General features: G+C 56.1%; 13 protein-coding genes and 2 pseudogenes. 8 read left to right on the plus strand and 7 right to left on the minus strand.

The genetic code is table 11. From position 1 onward, the window contains the following. Window positions 1-62: 62 nt before the first annotated feature. Window positions 63-344: pseudogene (locus tag BM174_RS21435) on the plus strand (SDR family NAD(P)-dependent oxidoreductase); the annotation flags it as partial. Window positions 345-406: 62 nt separating this feature from the next. On the opposite strand, the gene BM174_RS17000 reads toward BM174_RS21435, so the two are convergent. The 6 genes and pseudogenes from BM174_RS17000 to BM174_RS17025 all read right to left on the minus strand — a co-directional run bounded on the left by BM174_RS17000 (window position 407) and on the right by BM174_RS17025 (window position 6,143). Beyond that, window positions 407-946: a TlpA family protein disulfide reductase gene (locus tag BM174_RS17000; protein WP_177209510.1), complete on the minus strand. Its 540-nt coding sequence runs from the start codon at window positions 944-946 to the stop codon at window positions 407-409. Continuing rightward, window positions 943-2,295, minus strand: a complete 1,353-nt coding sequence (locus BM174_RS17005; protein ID WP_177209511.1) for a sialidase family protein — start codon at window positions 2,293-2,295, stop codon at window positions 943-945. The genes BM174_RS17000 and BM174_RS17005 overlap by 4 nt, the downstream gene beginning before the upstream one ends. A 106-nt stretch (window positions 2,296-2,401) precedes the next feature. Beyond that, entirely contained in the window at window positions 2,402-3,379 is a 978-nt protein-coding gene (locus BM174_RS17010) for an IS5 family transposase (protein WP_093925058.1), read from the minus strand. Between the two features lie 99 nt (window positions 3,380-3,478). After that, a pseudogene (locus BM174_RS17015) lies at window positions 3,479-3,778 on the minus strand (IS6 family transposase); the annotation flags it as partial. 210 nt (window positions 3,779-3,988) lie between these two features. After that, window positions 3,989-4,456, minus strand: a complete 468-nt coding sequence (locus BM174_RS17020) for a GAF domain-containing protein (protein ID WP_093925059.1) — start codon at window positions 4,454-4,456, stop codon at window positions 3,989-3,991. Continuing rightward, on the minus strand, window positions 4,446-6,143 hold the full coding sequence (locus BM174_RS17025; protein WP_093925060.1) for a gamma-glutamyltransferase family protein: 1,698 nt from the start codon (window positions 6,141-6,143) through the stop codon (window positions 4,446-4,448). The genes BM174_RS17020 and BM174_RS17025 overlap by 11 nt, the downstream gene beginning before the upstream one ends. A gap of 94 nt (window positions 6,144-6,237) precedes the next feature. On the opposite strand from BM174_RS17025, the gene BM174_RS17030 reads away from it, so the two are divergent. Genes BM174_RS17030 through BM174_RS17045 form a run of 4 tightly spaced genes read left to right on the plus strand, consistent with a single transcriptional unit; the run spans window position 6,238 to window position 10,210 of the window. Next, a complete protein-coding gene (locus tag BM174_RS17030) occupies window positions 6,238-7,026 on the plus strand; it encodes a GntR family transcriptional regulator (RefSeq protein ID WP_093925061.1) in 789 nt (262 codons plus the stop codon). Between the two features lie 38 nt (window positions 7,027-7,064). Next, a complete protein-coding gene (locus tag BM174_RS17035; protein ID WP_093925062.1) occupies window positions 7,065-8,003 on the plus strand; it encodes a tripartite tricarboxylate transporter substrate binding protein in 939 nt (312 codons plus the stop codon). Beyond that, complete coding sequence (locus BM174_RS17040; protein WP_093925063.1) at window positions 8,000-8,623, plus strand: hypothetical protein; 624 nt, start codon at window positions 8,000-8,002, stop codon at window positions 8,621-8,623. Before BM174_RS17035 ends, BM174_RS17040 begins: the two co-directional genes overlap by 4 nt. Before the next feature lie 9 nt (window positions 8,624-8,632). Beyond that, on the plus strand, window positions 8,633-10,210 hold the full coding sequence (locus tag BM174_RS17045; RefSeq protein WP_093925064.1) for a tripartite tricarboxylate transporter permease: 1,578 nt from the start codon (window positions 8,633-8,635) through the stop codon (window positions 10,208-10,210). Window positions 10,211-10,587: 377 nt separating this feature from the next. Here the strand turns inward: BM174_RS17045 and BM174_RS17050 are convergent, their stop codons facing one another. Next, on the minus strand, window positions 10,588-11,505 hold the full coding sequence (locus BM174_RS17050; protein WP_093925065.1) for a LysR family transcriptional regulator: 918 nt from the start codon (window positions 11,503-11,505) through the stop codon (window positions 10,588-10,590). A gap of 90 nt (window positions 11,506-11,595) precedes the next feature. Between BM174_RS17050 and BM174_RS17055 the strand changes: the two genes are divergently transcribed. The 3 genes from BM174_RS17055 to BM174_RS17065 all read left to right on the plus strand — a co-directional run bounded on the left by BM174_RS17055 (window position 11,596) and on the right by BM174_RS17065 (window position 15,430). Then, window positions 11,596-12,495, plus strand: a complete 900-nt coding sequence (locus tag BM174_RS17055; RefSeq protein WP_143092475.1) for an alpha/beta hydrolase — start codon at window positions 11,596-11,598, stop codon at window positions 12,493-12,495. 57 nt (window positions 12,496-12,552) lie between these two features. Continuing rightward, the gene (locus BM174_RS17060; protein ID WP_093925067.1) at window positions 12,553-13,506 is read left to right on the plus strand and encodes a TAXI family TRAP transporter solute-binding subunit; all 954 of its coding nucleotides are present in this window, start codon (window positions 12,553-12,555) and stop codon (window positions 13,504-13,506) included. A 148-nt stretch (window positions 13,507-13,654) separates the two neighbouring features. Further along, window positions 13,655-15,430, plus strand: coding sequence for a TRAP transporter permease (locus BM174_RS17065; protein WP_093925068.1), 1,776 nt, complete (start codon window positions 13,655-13,657; stop codon window positions 15,428-15,430). The last annotated feature ends 101 nt before the right edge of the window (window positions 15,431-15,531 follow it).

Below are 15,531 nucleotides of genomic sequence, written 5' to 3' on the forward strand. Positions count from 1 at the left end.
TAACAGGACAGGCCATTCAGCCAATCTGCGACAAGACGATCTTGCCGCTCACCTGGTGCAGTATTCCACCGGCGTTCTCAAATTCGTGCGCGAGATGCGTTGGTTTTGGATGGGACCCCGAGAAAATTAGGATTAACACGGTCTGTCCGACCTCTATCCGCACATCCTTGACTGATGCCACCTTCGAAAACCCAGAGCGGGCCAAATGGATTACTGACAAAATCAAGTTGGGCCGCGTTGGCGAAGTTGAAGATATCATGGGAGCTGTCGCATATCTGGCATCAAACGCCTCTGCGATGGTGACAAGCACATCACTGCTGATTAATGGCGGGTGGACAGCAGATCAGGGCGTTTGGTCCCCGGGGGGTTTTCTATCGAACGCGGATTGCACGGTGCTCGATACGGGTCAGGGAACAGGTTTTAACTGTTCTTCGAAAAAGGCCAATGCGGCCGCGCTGTCCCAATCCGCAGGGCCCGGCTTGCGACCTACTTCTCGCCCTTGAGGATCCAACAACAAAGTAGTCGGCATTGCAAAGACACCGAGGGTGCGCATCGCAGCACCGGTTTCGTCAATGTAAATTCCGGATTCGTCCAAGTTGAGCTCTTGGTAGAGTGCCTTCACGTTCAAAAGCTTACCGGAATCCGTTGATAACGCGAAAACTTGGAACTTGTCTCCTCCTAGCGCTTGTTGCAATCCTTGCAGGTCAGGCAACTCCTTGCGGCAAGGCGGGCACCAAGTCGCCCAGACATTCAGCAGAACGTATTTTCCTGTGAAGTCCTTAAGTGAAAGCAGGTTGCCGTCTGCATCCTCAAATGCAATCTCTGGCACCTTTTTTGGTGTAGCATGCATCGCAAAGCGAAAATCAGTGGCGTCAGCATGCGCGGCTCCAGAAATCGCTGAAAATGAAATTGTCACCAAGACGATCGTTCGTAGGAACTGCTTCAATTTAAGCCCTTCAACTGCACTAAAACCGTTCTGACCGTGGTTCCGCCTTCGGGATGAGTTGGCGGCCTGCTCGAAGGTTCTGCCCACGCGACGACGGCACCCTGACCAACCCTCGCCATGCGCGGAAATCCGACAGTTCGCCCGCGCGGGTTGGCGGCCAAGACCTGCGGATGCTTGCATCCTGCCTTCGGGTCAACGAGACAGATTTGAAGTGTTTCGCCCTTTGGCGTCTGCTCCACCCAAGTGACAAGTGACGTCCCATCCGGTTGTTGAAGTGCATCAACCCTGCCGGAGGGCGCCGAGCCGCTAATTTCGAATGCCGTGCCAAATGTGTGGCCATCGTCGCTAGAAAAAGCAACTTTGACCTTTGGAATGTCATGAGCCGCCGTGAACCATGCCACTACGACCTGTCCATCCGCCGCATCAATCGCCGGACCGTTTACGGGGCATCCTTCTATTTGCCACCCGTCAAAGCTCACAGTTTTTGGGGTCGACCAGCCTACAGGCCCAGAACGCACAATCGAGATATCCCGTATCTCGTCGATTGAGCGGTCTCGATAGACAGCGAGTATGTCATTGTTGTTGGCGACAACAGCTGACGTCTGGCAACAGGTACAAGTGCGCATATCCAGCAAGGTTTCCTCGCTAACGTCACCGCCCGATGTGATCCTGCGGGCGCGCAATTGCATCGCATTTTCCGCAACCTCTTGAGGCCCATACGCGTCATAGTAGCGACCGTCTAACCAGATAGCCGTAAATGCATCGACATCCGTCGGCAATAGGGTGACAAATCCATGTTCGCGTTGGGATCTATCGTCGTGGAGGATAAAGGGCTCCGACCATGTCCGGCCATAGTCCTTTGATAGCGCAATTTTAGTATCATACTGATAGTATGCTTCACCGTTGATCTGGAGCCAGTGGGCGACCAACGTGCCATCAGACAAGGCAATGGCCGACGGGAAATCGGCCCAATTAACAAAGAGGTCATTTCCCGCGACGACCGTCTGGGCGGCGCCCCATTCTGTCCCGTCCGATATGGCGACTTTTACGGCAAAATCCTGGCCCAGTGGTTCCGTCCAAGTCAAAAGCGCCCGTCCGTCTGCCATTGTAGCAAGAGAAGGCTCACGGGCACCGTCGACAGCGGGCACTGCAATTTCAGAAACCGAGAACAATGGACCATTCTCTGCCAGAGCGTTTGATACAGAAAGGGTCGAAGTCGCGATGCCGCAGATCAAGGTGGTAAGAACTTCGGATAAGAAATTAATAGTTTTTACCACCGCATTTACAGACCTGTAGGCTATTTTGACAATCACTAAAACGCTTTGACTTGGTGAAGAGCCTAACCACACTTAACTAGAATAGATACTTGAGACTAAGTCACGGCCTTCACACTTTTGTGCGGCCGTGTTGCACAGATCAACTGCAACTCAGAGCGCGCCCTACCCGAGACGGAATTCAGGCGGTACGTTCAAAATTTGGATGGCCAAGTCCGGTCATCCGGTTGAGCACCCGGACGCCAATCTTGGCTTCTGTTTTCTGACTTCCGAAGTTGCGCGCCTTGATTTTGGGCCCAATGACGGCTTTCCAGCGGCCCATGAGGGTTTCGCCCCGGCTGCGTTGATTGTAACCAGTGGCTTTCTGCCAGGCCATCCGCCCGTGGATTGCGATGTCGGCGATATGGCAGTCTCGTGCCGTCGGATTGTGGGCCGCATTAGCGCTCAGGATTGCGTTTTTGGGAGGTGGGATCGTCACCTCGATCATCGGTCCGAACCGAGCGGCAAGCAAATCAGATGTTGGTTCTCCGTCGTAAGCGCCATCTGCCAGAAACAGATCAACCGGACCGTCGACTTGATCCAAGAGGTCTGGTAGTGCCGTTGGATCGCCGACGTCGTCCGTGGTCAGATCAGAGCAGACGATCTCGCCGCTGACAAGATCAAGGCCAAGGTGCAGCTTGCGCCAAGAGCGCCGTTTGCGCTTGGTTTTATGCTTTTTCTCCAGCCATTCCCCCTCGCCGAATACTTTCAACCCGGTACTGTCCACGACCAGATGCACCGGGATGGCGCTCTGGGGCACAGCTTTGGGAGGCAAACGCAGTCCATTGCCCCTGCGCGAGATGGTCGTGAAATGCGGCACCATGATCTCAACACCCAGCAGCTTGGCAATAGAGCGCATCAAGCCTTGGGTTTGACGCAGCGCCTGCTTGAAGACCAGGCCCAGCGTCAGGCAAAGCTCAATCGCCAGATCAGAGTAATGCGGCTGACCACCACGCGTTGTTCGGCGTGGTGCCGACCACAAGGCAAGCGCGTCTTCGCTGATCCAAACTGTCAGATCACCGCGCTGCCGCAGGCTTTCGTTGTATTCAGGCCAGTTGGTCACCCGATACTTTTGCTTCGGGATCTTGTCACGACGAGCGGCATTGAATTTGTGCGGCATCTACAACATCCTGAAGGGTACTGACCGCATCGATATCAGCGGTGGGACGATCCCTGCAACAAAGCCGGCTGGACCCCATTAAAAATGGGGGGATTACCCGTCCACCGCGCGCCAAAGCCAGAATTTCTCGCCTCTAATCGCGAACACGACTTCGTCCAAGTGCCATTTGTCGTTGGGTGTTTTGCGGTTCCGGCGAAGACACCCGGCGAAATGGTGCCCGAACCGGTTGACCCACAAGCGGATCGCTTCCCGGCTGACAATCACGCCGCGTTCGGCGAGAAGGTCTTCGGCATCTGCGGTGCTCAGAGCAAACCGATAGTAGGCCCACACGGCATATGCGATCACGGAACGCGGGTAACGGAAGCCTTTGAGGCGCGGGAGAGAGACTGGCATTTTCATTTCTGCCTGCTACCCTCAACCGCACACGCCAGCAACTTGGCAATGCCCTTGGGTTTGGTCATGCGCTCGCGTACAGGCTTTTCAGATGTCCCGCAACTTGACGATGCCCCGTGCACCAGTCTGTGGGGTTCACTCTAAATCCGCCTCACATCCGCTCGATGCCAACCAACTTTGACCTGTATCGAGGAGCCGACAAGAGTGGAGGTACGCTCAGTGGCTGTTGGTCCGACCTAAGTCTTTACGGAGAGCGAGGGCGTGGGCGCAAGCTTGAGCAGCGACCACCTCCCCTTCAGTGAAACTTGGAGCTTTGCGCAAGTAGTTTATCGTTCCGAGGATCTGCCCATCTGTGACCACGGGTATGTTCAGTACGGCTTCAAGCCCTAGCCCGAGAATGGTCTCATAATCCGAAAACGCCCACGCGATATCAGCCGGACCAAAGCCGATGTTAACTTCCTTGCGCGTCAGAACCTTTTCGCCCCAAGGCGTGTCTCGTTTAGGTTTTCGACCGCTCACAGGATAGATGTCTGACATGGTTGAATAGAGCCGCTCTACCTCCATCTCGGCAGGGTGAAACCTCATCGCAGTAAAAAGCCCGTTCGGCACTGTAGCAGAACATAGCGCGTAGGCCGCATTGAGCGGCGTGGCGGGATCGGCGATGCGCTCGAGGTCATTCTTCATCGGGTTGGAAGCCTTCTAGGCTTGGGTTTGGTCCGGTTGCAGCTGTGCCAGCACGCCGGCTATCTGCGACCGCCATCACGCCGCCTTTTGGATCGCGCAGGGCTAGGCAGATCCCGCCAGCCATCCAAGTTTCTTCTGGCCAAGCTTCAACATCGTGACCGCGGCTGACAAGGTCCGCAACCTGTGCATCGGGAAGGTCCGCTTCGCAAAGTATCTTGTTGGGATGCACGTCGTGCGGGGCAAAGCTGCCGGGAAAAGCAAAGGTGGCCACGCGCGGCGCACGCACTGCCTCGGCGGGTGACATCCCCAGATCGAGGATGTTGAGCAGCACTTGGATCATCGCCTGTATCTGCACATCGCCGCCGGGAGTACCCATGGCAAGCCAGGGCTTTCCGTCTTTTAAGGCGAGAATCGGATTTGGCGTTAATCGGGGCCGTTTGCCCGGAGCTAGAGCGTTGAGGTGCCCCGGAATCGAACGGGACTGGGACCCTCGGGAGGACACCGACAAACCTGTGCCGGGGATCACCTGCGTGTCGTAGCTCGGATCGCTTGGCGTGGCTGAAAAGATATTTCCTGCGCCGTCGATCACACTGACATGTGACGTGTCGGCGCAACCTATGTGAAAAACAGAAGGTTCGCCGCTAGACGGGTTGAGCAGCCCCGGTGCGGGGAGCGGGTCAGAGCTGTCATGAATGGTTGAAAGCCGTTCTGCTATGAACTCAGAGGCGACAAGCATCAGTGGCGAAACATCCATGTGGTCGGGATCGGTGACATAGGCCTCGCGGTCCGCAAAGACGCGCTTCAGGACTTCGATGAGAAAGTGCAGGTTCAGCGCACCGTCGCGGGTTGCAGCCTCGGGGCCAGCCGCCTCAACCATCGCCAGCGCCTCGGCCATCGAAATACCCTGACACCAAGCGCCGCAGCAATGCACCTCCGTGCCGCGGAAATGGATGGGGATCGTCGCCTCTTCACGGACTTGGTAGCCGGCCAAATCGGCCGCGGTCAGAAGGCCGCCGTTCAAGGCATGAAATTGTACAATCTTCTCTGCGATCGGGCCTTCATAGAATGCGGCCCGGGCCGCCGCGAGGCCGGCGCCCCGATCCGTTGGACAGGTCGCTTCCGCCGCAATCATCTGTTCCAATGTCCATGCCAGATCGCGCTGAATGAAGCGCTCGCCGACAGCCGGAGGGCGTCCTGCGGGCAGAAATATTTCGGCAGTAGAAGCAAAACGTGCGTATTTATTCTGACGCGAGGCGACAAAATTGGCAAACAGCGGGTACACTTCGAACCCATCCTTAGCGGCCTCCAGCGCCTCCAGTGCTATGTCGGCAAACCGCAGTGTTCCCTTTTCAGAAAGAGCGCGGATCCAACTGGCAGGTGCCGCCGGGATCACCGTGCGAAGGAGACCCTCTGGCACATGGTTGCCGTGTTCGCGGTGCATCTCTTCGACGTTGGCGGCGGCCGGCCAACCGCCAACACCGTCCTGGCTGGTGACCCGGCCACTGGCGGCATCGTACATCACGATAGGTGCCACGCCCGCAATCGATACGAGATCGGGCTGAACGACACCAAGTGTTAATCCAGCCGCGACGCCTGCGTCTACCGCATTTCCGCCCATACGCAGAATACGCTCTGCAGCGCGGGTCGCGGTCGGGTGTCCGGTTGCAACAGCCCAAGTCTCAGTCATTCCGTGCAACCTCTCTTCAAGCGTCTGATTTCTGCTAGGTTACGTTATTAACTACGGAGTTGACAAGTTTGTTTTTTAATTACTACCGTTGCTCATGAGCGATGAAACCGCAAAACTTTCCCTCGCCCCGCTCGCGGTACAATGGGAGGCCGCCGCCGATACGGGCGTTAAATACATCCGTCTAGCTAAGGCATTCGCGGCATGTATTCATTCAGGCGCGTTTATGCCCGGGGGCCATCTGCCCAAAGAGACCGAGATATGTGCGGCGCTGCCTGTTGGACTGTCGACTGTGCAAAAGGCCTTGGGCAAATTGGTCGATGAAGGGCTGATTGTCCGCCGCCGCAAGCTCGGGAGCTTCATTGCAGACCGAAACCATCAGGTGCCAGAGGTCCACGTCTACCGTTTCCGTGACCCCGCCACCGGAGCGGAAATGATGCCTTTTACCCGCGTCGTCAGGGTACAACGTGTGCTTGCAGCCGAATACGGCGCACTGCTCACCGAGTTCGAGGCGGAAGAGGTTATGCGTATCGACCGTCTCGTCTGGGTTGTCGGTGCATCCCCCGCCTACAGCTCGTTTTACATGCGATGCGAACATCACGTGGCAGAAGGCGGCGCGAGTGCCGATACCTTCCATGGCGCGTCGTATCACAGGCTCCTTTGGGAGAGCTTCGGCATGCGCACAGCGACAGTGCGGCACAGCGCGAGCGCAGATCTTTTGTCGCGACACGCCTGCGAACAGCTCGACCTTGCGGCGCCGCATGTGGGCATGATCTGGGATGCAAAAGAATTCGACCGCGATGGTCAGTTGCTGATCATTCAGCGGTTCGAACTGCCACGGGGCCATCGCCCCATGGAGCTGGTTGAGGGCAAACATGGGACCTGATTCCGGCAAAATAATCAAATGCAACAGTGGAGAATGATATGAAAAGTATAATTATGGTCGGCGCGTCTTTAGCGATATTTGCCAGCCCTGCGTTCGCAGAATGGAAGCCCGACGGCCCCATTCGATTGTGGATCGGCTATGGGGCAGGGGGCGGCACTGACGTTCAAGGCCGGACACTCGCGAAAGAGATCGAAGCGCTGCGTGGCTGGAAGGTCATTCCAGAAAATAAAGCGGGTGACGACGGCACAGTGATGTCGGCACAGCTAAAGTCCGAAGCCCCAGACGGACAAACGCTCGGCTTTGCCATCACGACGACCTACGATTTTGCACCAATGAATAGTGACAACCTCGCTCCCGAGGACTTCACCTATATCACGACCACCGCAGGCTCTCAGATGGCGGTGCTGGCAAGAGCCGACAGTGGCTGGAATACGCTCGAAGACCTTCAGGCGGCCGCGAACGGCGGTGAGCAGATTGTCTGGGCCAACTGGGGAACGCAGGTCGAGGCGGGGGCCGAGTTGGTGGCGCGCGGTCTTGGCATCAGTGTGAACCATCTGCGAACGGAAGGTGGTAAGGGTGCGCTAAACGCCCTCGTTTCGATGGATGCGAATGTAGGCTGGGGCGGCGGTGTGCAAAAACCGTTGGTCGAGGCCGGCGTCTTGAAAATCCTCGCATCGGCCGAGACCGGCCCTGTGGCTCTCGATCCCGAAAAGCCGACCCTGAAAGACATAGGGGTCGACCTGAATCTTGGGTATCAGTATATCATTACCGCCCCCGCAGGTATGCCAGAGGAGATCCGCGAAGAGATCGCTTCGGTGGTCGCCGAGATACTCGCCAATCCGGAAAGTGAAACCCGTCAGTTTATCGAGAAACAGTACCCGCCGGCACCGATCGTGACGCAAGGCGAGGCTCTGCGCACTCAGATATTGTCCACTTATGATGCCAATATCGAGATGATGAAAGTTTTCGATAAATGAGTGATGCTCCCGAGGAAATCACCAGCAGTTCGCACCAAAATGGCCGTTGGAATTTGTGGGTAGGCTTCGGCACACTCGCGTTTGCAGCGCTGTGCCTGCTGGTCTGGTTTCCTCGGGACATTGGCAGTGGATTTATGCAGCAAAACCTCACCGGGCGCACAGTGCCCGGTGACAGCTTCTTCCCGATACTCCTCGTCGCATTGATGGTACCGCTCGCGGCGCTGTTAATCCTCAGCCAGCTTCGCGCAAAGCGCGGAACAGGTGGAGAACTGGTCGGGCATATCAGTCTTGAAAATCTCGCTTTTCTCGGGCGATGCTTAATCCTTACGGGCGCCAGCCTGCTGGTAATGAACATAGTGGGGCCATCTTTAATCTGGCTGACCAACATGACCGGACTAACCACATTGAGTGGCTACCGCGCTGCTTCGGCGAGCTTTCCCTTTGACGTCTCCGGCTATTTTTTCGGCGCCACGCTTTTGACATGCGGCCTCATCCGAATAACCCGCCACAGGCTGCGCCCATCTGATCTATTGATCGGAGCGGCCACTGCTGCGGTACTCATTCTGATTTTCGATGGCTTGCTTAACAATATTCAGCTGCCCCCGAACGCTGACCTTTAGGAACCTTCCATGGATCTTCTTCTGCAATACATTGGGCTCGGCGTCAGCTCTGTCTTCTACGGTGCTCAGGGTGTGTTGCAGCTGATGCCTGTGTTGATGGTGTTGATCGGCGTATTGGTTGGCATACTCATTGGCGCAGTTCCCGGCATGTCCGGTCCTTTTGCGATGGCGATTGCACTGCCGATCCTCGTCTCGATTTTTGGTTACGGCAATGATGCCCTGTATCCGGTCCTCGGCTGTCTGCTTGGCATCATGAAGGGCGCGACTGTTGGCGGGGCCGTACCTGCCATTCTTTTCAAAACGCCCGGAACGCCCGATGCATTTCTGACTACGCTTGACGGGTATCCAATGGCGCGCAAGGGGCAGGGGCGCAAAGCAATCCAGACCGCGCATTTTGCCTCGGTTATGGGAGACAACTTTTCAGATATTGTGCTGTTCATCGCAGCCCCGACAATCGCCGTCGCTGTCGAGCGGATTCTTGGTCTCCCTGAAAAATCAGCACTGATCATCTTGTCGCTTTGCTTCATGGCGGCCGTGGTCGGAAAGGCCCCGTTAAAGGGTCTCCTGGGCGGATTGCTGGGTATGTTTGTGTCGCTGATTGGTTCAACGATGTCAGGCAACGGGCCCCGACTGACCTTTGGCCTTCCTGAGTTGGGTAACGGCTTGCCTTTGACATCTGCTGTGCTCGGCGTGTTGGTGATTTCCGAAGTGCTGATGTCTATTGAGGAGATGCACGCGGCCCCAAGCTCTGAGGATACAACCCGTGAAGCACCTGAGATGGGTCCGCCGCTTTCATGGGCCGAACGTGCGCGCATGCTACCCGGTATTCTACGGGCCGCCGCGATTGGCACCGCCATTGGGGCGCTGCCCGGGATCGGCACGACGACCGCCGCCACGCTCAGCTATGACACCGCCAAGCGCCGCTCGGCCACACCCGAAGCCTTTGGGCGCGGCACGCCTGAAGGCGTGGTTGCAACAGAAGCTGCGAACTCGGCTGTCTCTGGGGCCAACCTGATCCCGGTGATGAGCCTCGGCATCCCCGGCAATTTTGCGGCAGTGTTCATCATTCTTGCGGTCGAAACCATCGGGGACTTCTCCTTTGGGCCTCAGGTGTTCCAATTTACGCCCATCAAAGAGATCGAGGGTTTTGGCACCATTCTTAATGCTAACCTCGTGCTGGCCTTCGGTATCTTTACGATGATGGTGGTCGCCAACTTTTTTAACTGGACGTTGGGCGGACTTCTGATGGGCTTTCTCGGTCACCTTGTTCGCATCCCCAAGGCAGTCATCTTGCCGGTTATCATGACTGTTTCGCTGACGGCGGCCTATGTGCAGGACGGCGGTTACTTGGGGCTGTTGACTGCGGGTGTCTTCGCAATGATCGGATACGGGCTGCGGCGATTGGAGATTTCGATCCTGCCTTTCGTCATCGGGTTCTTATTAGCCCCCACTTTGGAAGGTCTGGTGCGCGGCGCATTCACTGCGTCCGGTGGTGATGCATTCTTCCTGCTGAAGTCTCCTATCGCGATCGCGATGCTTTTGATGTCGCTGCTGCTCTTGGCTCGGATGTTCAGGCAGTCACGATGAAGGGCTCATTCTGCTTTGTCAGCACCCGACACCGCTTTCGACTCTAAACAGTTGACAGCGCAGCCCATCGTAATCGTTGTAAAAACTGAGAATGCAGCGATCTGCTTCCATTGATGGACCAGCGTCGCCCCCTTCGGGCTGCAATCAGGGGTAGGCTGCTTTTCTTTCGACAACGTTTCTCTCCACCGTGGTGCAGATCAGAAGATAGTAAATCGGTGCATATGTCAGGGGCCAGTCTCTGGGGTCACCTCAACAGTCCGGTTTGGGCTAGAAAGCTTTCGAGGTAGCCGCTTGAGCCGGACCCGTTTCGTATCTGCAGATAGATACGTACCGTAATCCCATGCACGGGCTGCGGTGTTGTCCAATTGAGAATAATGTCAGGCAGGCTGAGCTAGGAGTTTGGCCTGCTTTTCAAATTCCGAAAGCAGCAGGCGGGTTGCCGGTAGAAAATTTCGGTTTCTGCGACGTGCCAGCAAAATCTCGCGTTGCCAATGGGCTGTATCTAGAGGGATAGGTAAAATCAGACGGTGTTTTTCTTCGAGAGAGAAAATGACGCGGCTCATCATGGAGAGATAGTTTTCTTCAGCAACCATGGTTTTCAGTGTGTGGACTGAATTTGTCGTGACGAACGGGACCGGTGGTTCCAGCCCGGCGCGGCGAAACAAATTGTTAAACCCTAGCCAAATAGCATTGCCTTTTTCCGGCAGGATCCACCGATGCTTTTTCAGTTCGCTTAGGCTCAGCTCGGGTTTTGAATGGATGGGGTGATTGGGACCCGCGACAACACAGACCTGTTCGTGGCCAATGGGGGCCGTCAGAACGCCTTCTGGAATATCAGACTGAACCTGACCGATGATGGCAAAATCGACGCTGCTGTTGGCAACCAAATCAAGCATTTGGTTGCCAGCGCCTTCGATCACTTGCACCTGTATATCTGGGGCGACCCAGTAAAGTTCCGCCAGCGCAAGTTTGAGTAAGCTGGAAATAGCACTCGGTACCAGGCCCACTCGCACAAGCCCTGTTGCGGCGCCATTCATCATTCGGAGTTCCTCGGCGAGCCGGATGTTCTCAAACTCGATCAACTCGGCATGTTTCTGAACCAGATAGCCAAACTCGGTGAGGGCCATGCCGCCAGGGTGTCTGTCGAAAAGACGCACCGCAAGCGTCTCCTCAAGACGTTTTAGGGATCGGCTCAGTGCAGGTTGGGTCATTCCGATCGTTTGAGCGGCCGCATTGATCGTTCCGCACCGCGCGATGGCCAGAAATACACGCAGCTCTCTGTGATTAATGTACATGCATAAATGTTATAGCAGATTACCTAGTTTGCAATAGCCAAGTCCACTGCCATTTCGTTCCATGGGCGGTGTAAAGTTGGGAAAATAGCCTTGAAAAATTCTGCCGAAGGAGCGACGACCAAGGTTTATCGTGACTATAGTCAAGCAGATCTTGACCGTGCGTATAACCAGAATGAATGGGCGGACAACGCTCAGGAGATGTTCGACAGGTGGGCTCTAGGGGGTAGGGCATGTCGAACCAACAACAACAACTATACCACACAACCCTACGGGGACGGACCGAATGAATGGCTGGATGTGTTCCATGCGGGGGGTAAAACTGTCCATTTTCACATCCACGGTGGCGCATGGCGATATCAATCGAAGGACGGATGCAGTTTCATCGCAAAGGCGATGCAGGCGATTGAAGTGCCGTTCGTCGTTCCCGATTTTGGCAGCCTCCCGCAAACGCGGATGCCCGATGTTTTGAAACAGATCGCAAGCGCTTTGATATGGACATATGAAACCTACGTTCAAACAGGCAAGGCCGAACGTCTGGTGGTTTCGGGCCATTCATCCGGGGCCCATATGGCCGCGCTGCTGGCATCATACGATTTTGGGGATGCGCTGCCGCTCTCCTGTATACGCGCCATCGTATGCATAAGTGGTGCCTATGATTTAGAACCGGTCCTGCTGAGTGCCCGCCGTCAATATATTGACCTCACGCAGCAGGAGGCCAACCAGCTTAGCCCCATCGCGCGCATTGATCAGATGAACGCGCCGATACATCTTTTTTATGGAGAGAACGATTCTCCAGAGTTTAAACGTCAGTCGCTTGAGTTCGCGCAGGCTTTGAAATTGCGCAAAATGCTCGTGGCATGTCGACTGGTTGCTGGACGTAACCATTTTGAAATTGCCGACGATTTAGGGGATTTAGGCTCGACTGTCGGTGCCTACATATCGTCATTACTAACAGGACCAGCCAAGAAAGACGGAGCGCTGCACGTCTGAGAGGCAATCGATTAACTCTTTGGCAACAAAACAGATTATAGACGCAAAGGATACAATATGAGACTTTTTCTAGCTGCCGCGGCCATCGCCCTGTGTGGGACCAATGCACTGGCCCAAAACGGACCCGTTGCAATTGGCACCTTACCGCAAGGATCGCTGGGCTATTCCATTGCCGCCGCTGTCGCGCAGGTCGCCACAGCAAAAACCGAAATTGACGTGCGGGCGGTCGGGCAGGGTGGATCGTCGGTTTACATCCCGGCTTTGAACCAAGGGGCGATCGACTTTGCGACGTCAAATATCTTCGAAGCGGTCTTTGCCACGCAGGGAAGCGGCAATTTTGACGGCTCGGCTAACCCCAATATCCGTGTGGCAGCAATGCTGCAGCCCTTCGAAGTCGGTATGATGGTTGCCGCCGACAGTGACATCCACGCCCTTTCAGATCTGAAAGGAAAGCCTTTCCCCGTTGGATATATCCGCCAGCGACTTGTCGGTGTTATGCAAGAAGCCGTCTTAGAGGCGGCGGGGCTGAGCGTAGACGACGTTGACGGCGTTCCGGTGCCTAACTTTGTTGAGGGTGCCAAACTGCTGGCCCAAGGAACAGTAGTGGGGGTGATGCTGGCACCGGGATCCGGTGTGGTGAAGCAAACGATGAGCCAGCTTCCTGTGCGGTTTATCTCCGTGATCGATGGTGATGACGCGGCCGCTGCTGTCGCGAAAAGCCTGCCAGGATCATATGTGGGCCGTGTCGAACCATCGGACCGGCTCCCCGAGATCACTGAACCTGTCGATCTTATCGGCTATCAGTATGCACTGTTAACGCACGCCGATGCCGACGAGGATATGGTCTACGCGCTGGTCAAAGCACTGCACGAGAACAAAGCCGCCCTGATCGAATCCCATGGGTCGTTCCGCCGGTTCGATCCTGCTGCAATGGCCACGCAAGTCGACGGTGCGACGTTTCATGGCGGTGCGGAGCGGTTCTATCGCGAGACCGGTATCTGGTCGGAATAATAGGTGGTGGTGTGGCAATCTCTGGCGTTCCCTATATTTTTGAACCGAGCTGCAGGGAGGCGTAATAGTGAGTGAGGCTCAAAGGGTTATTGGCAAGCGAACGGCGCAACCCAGTATCGAACCAAGCATTGGTGCGTCAAGAGAGACGATGGCGCGCCTTATCGCCTTGGCCCTTGTCGCGGTTGCGATTGCTTGGGCGGTGGGGCTTCACCGCGAGTTAAGGCTTTCGATCTATACAGAACAATTTCTGGCGCTCTCATTGGCGCTGGCGGTTGCACATGTTTTTCTGGCGCGTCCTTGGGGCAGGTTTGGCCGAATTGGCCAAGCTGTCGATATAGGTCTTGCGGCTATCGCTCTTGTCGGAGGAGTCTGGCTGGCTCTGGAATACCCGGGTCTGTCGCTGGCTTCCGCGATTGACCCGTCACAGGCCCTGCCTGTCGCGCTTGCGCTTTTGATAACCGTAATGCTTGCACTTGTGCGGGCGGCGGGCTGGCCCATTACCATCGTCGTGCTGGCTTTTGCTGCTTACGGGATTTGGGGCTCTGCTTTGCCGGGCCGTTTTCAGGCATTGCCGATCGCCCCCGAACGGCTGGCCGCGCAACTGGCGCTTGATACGGGCGGGATGCTTGGCACCCCTCTGAAAATCGCTGCGACAATCGTCGTGATTTTTGTCGCCTTCGGGCGCTTGCTGGAGCATTTGGGCGGGGCACGTTTTTTCACCGATCTGGCAACTGCGGCGATGGGCGGATATCGCGGCGGCGCGGCTAAGATTGCGCTGATCGCTTCCGCACTCTTTGGCTCGATTTCGGGCAGCGCTGTATCAAATGTGGCGACCACAGGTGTGATTACAATTCCACTAATGCGAAAGGCTGGATTTAAGGCCAGCACCGCTGGCGGGATCGAAGCCATGGCCTCGACAGGGGGGCAGCTGACACCACCGGTCATGGGTGCCGCCGCTTTCCTAATGGCCGAGTTTTTGGACATTCCCTATTCGGCTGTGGTGCTGGCAGCCCTGATCCCCGCGATTTTGTTCTATATCGCATTGTTTTTGCAAATTGATCTGGTCGCCGGACGGGACGGTATTTGTGGCGTTGACCCAGCCGAGCGTCCTGAGGCTGGTCCAGTCTTGCGTGCGGGTTGGGCCTACATATTACCGTTTGTCGCTTTACTTTGGGGGCTTTTCTCGTGGAACTGGCAACCGGATACTGCAGGTTTGGCAGCCTGCGGTGTTTTGCTGGTGGTAGTCTTGTTCATGCCATCGGTACGGGGTGGGCTGGCCCCAAGACGGCTGTTGGGCGCGCTCGCGGGAGCGGGGACCGCGCTGGCTCAGATTTTGATAATCACCGCCGCTGCGGGCATAGTGATCGGTGTTTTAAACGAGACCGGCTTGGGTTTTGGCCTTACGACATATCTGGTGGGATTTGCTGCCGACCAGATTCTTGTGCTTCTGATCCTCGGGGCTGCAATATCTATTGTGCTTGGCATGGGAATGCCAACCGTAGCGGTCTACGTTTTGCTCGCCGCACTGGTTGCTCCGGCGATTGTACGCTTTGGTCTTGATGAAACGGCGACCCATCTTTTTGTACTTTATTTCGGCATGTTGAGTATGGTGACACCGCCGGTTGCAATCGCTGCATTTGCTGCGGCGACCTTGGCAGGCGCTGGCCCGATGTCCACCGCGCTAGAAGCCATGCGTTTTGGCTGGCCTGCGTTCATCTTGCCGTTCGCGTTTGTCTACAACCCCGCGCTGATTCTAAAAGGCTCGGCCGGCGAAATCATTTTGGCGGTATTACTGGCGATTATCGGCATCGTTTGCGGCACCGCGGCTATGTGTGGCTGGTTCGGCAGGCCGCTTCGCAATTTCGAGCGCATTCTTGGTGCCTTGATCGGCGGTCTGGCAATATTGTGGCCAGTGTTCTTATAGTGGCATCTGTGCCGCTGGCGATGTAATCGGCCGCGACTAGTTCGTCTATAAGGCAGCCTTCGGCGCAAAACTGGCCGTGAAAAACGCGGTTCTGGACGGCC

Origin of the sequence: Sulfitobacter brevis (assembly GCF_900112755.1) — a bacterium.
Classification (GTDB): domain Bacteria; phylum Pseudomonadota; class Alphaproteobacteria; order Rhodobacterales; family Rhodobacteraceae; genus Sulfitobacter; species Sulfitobacter brevis.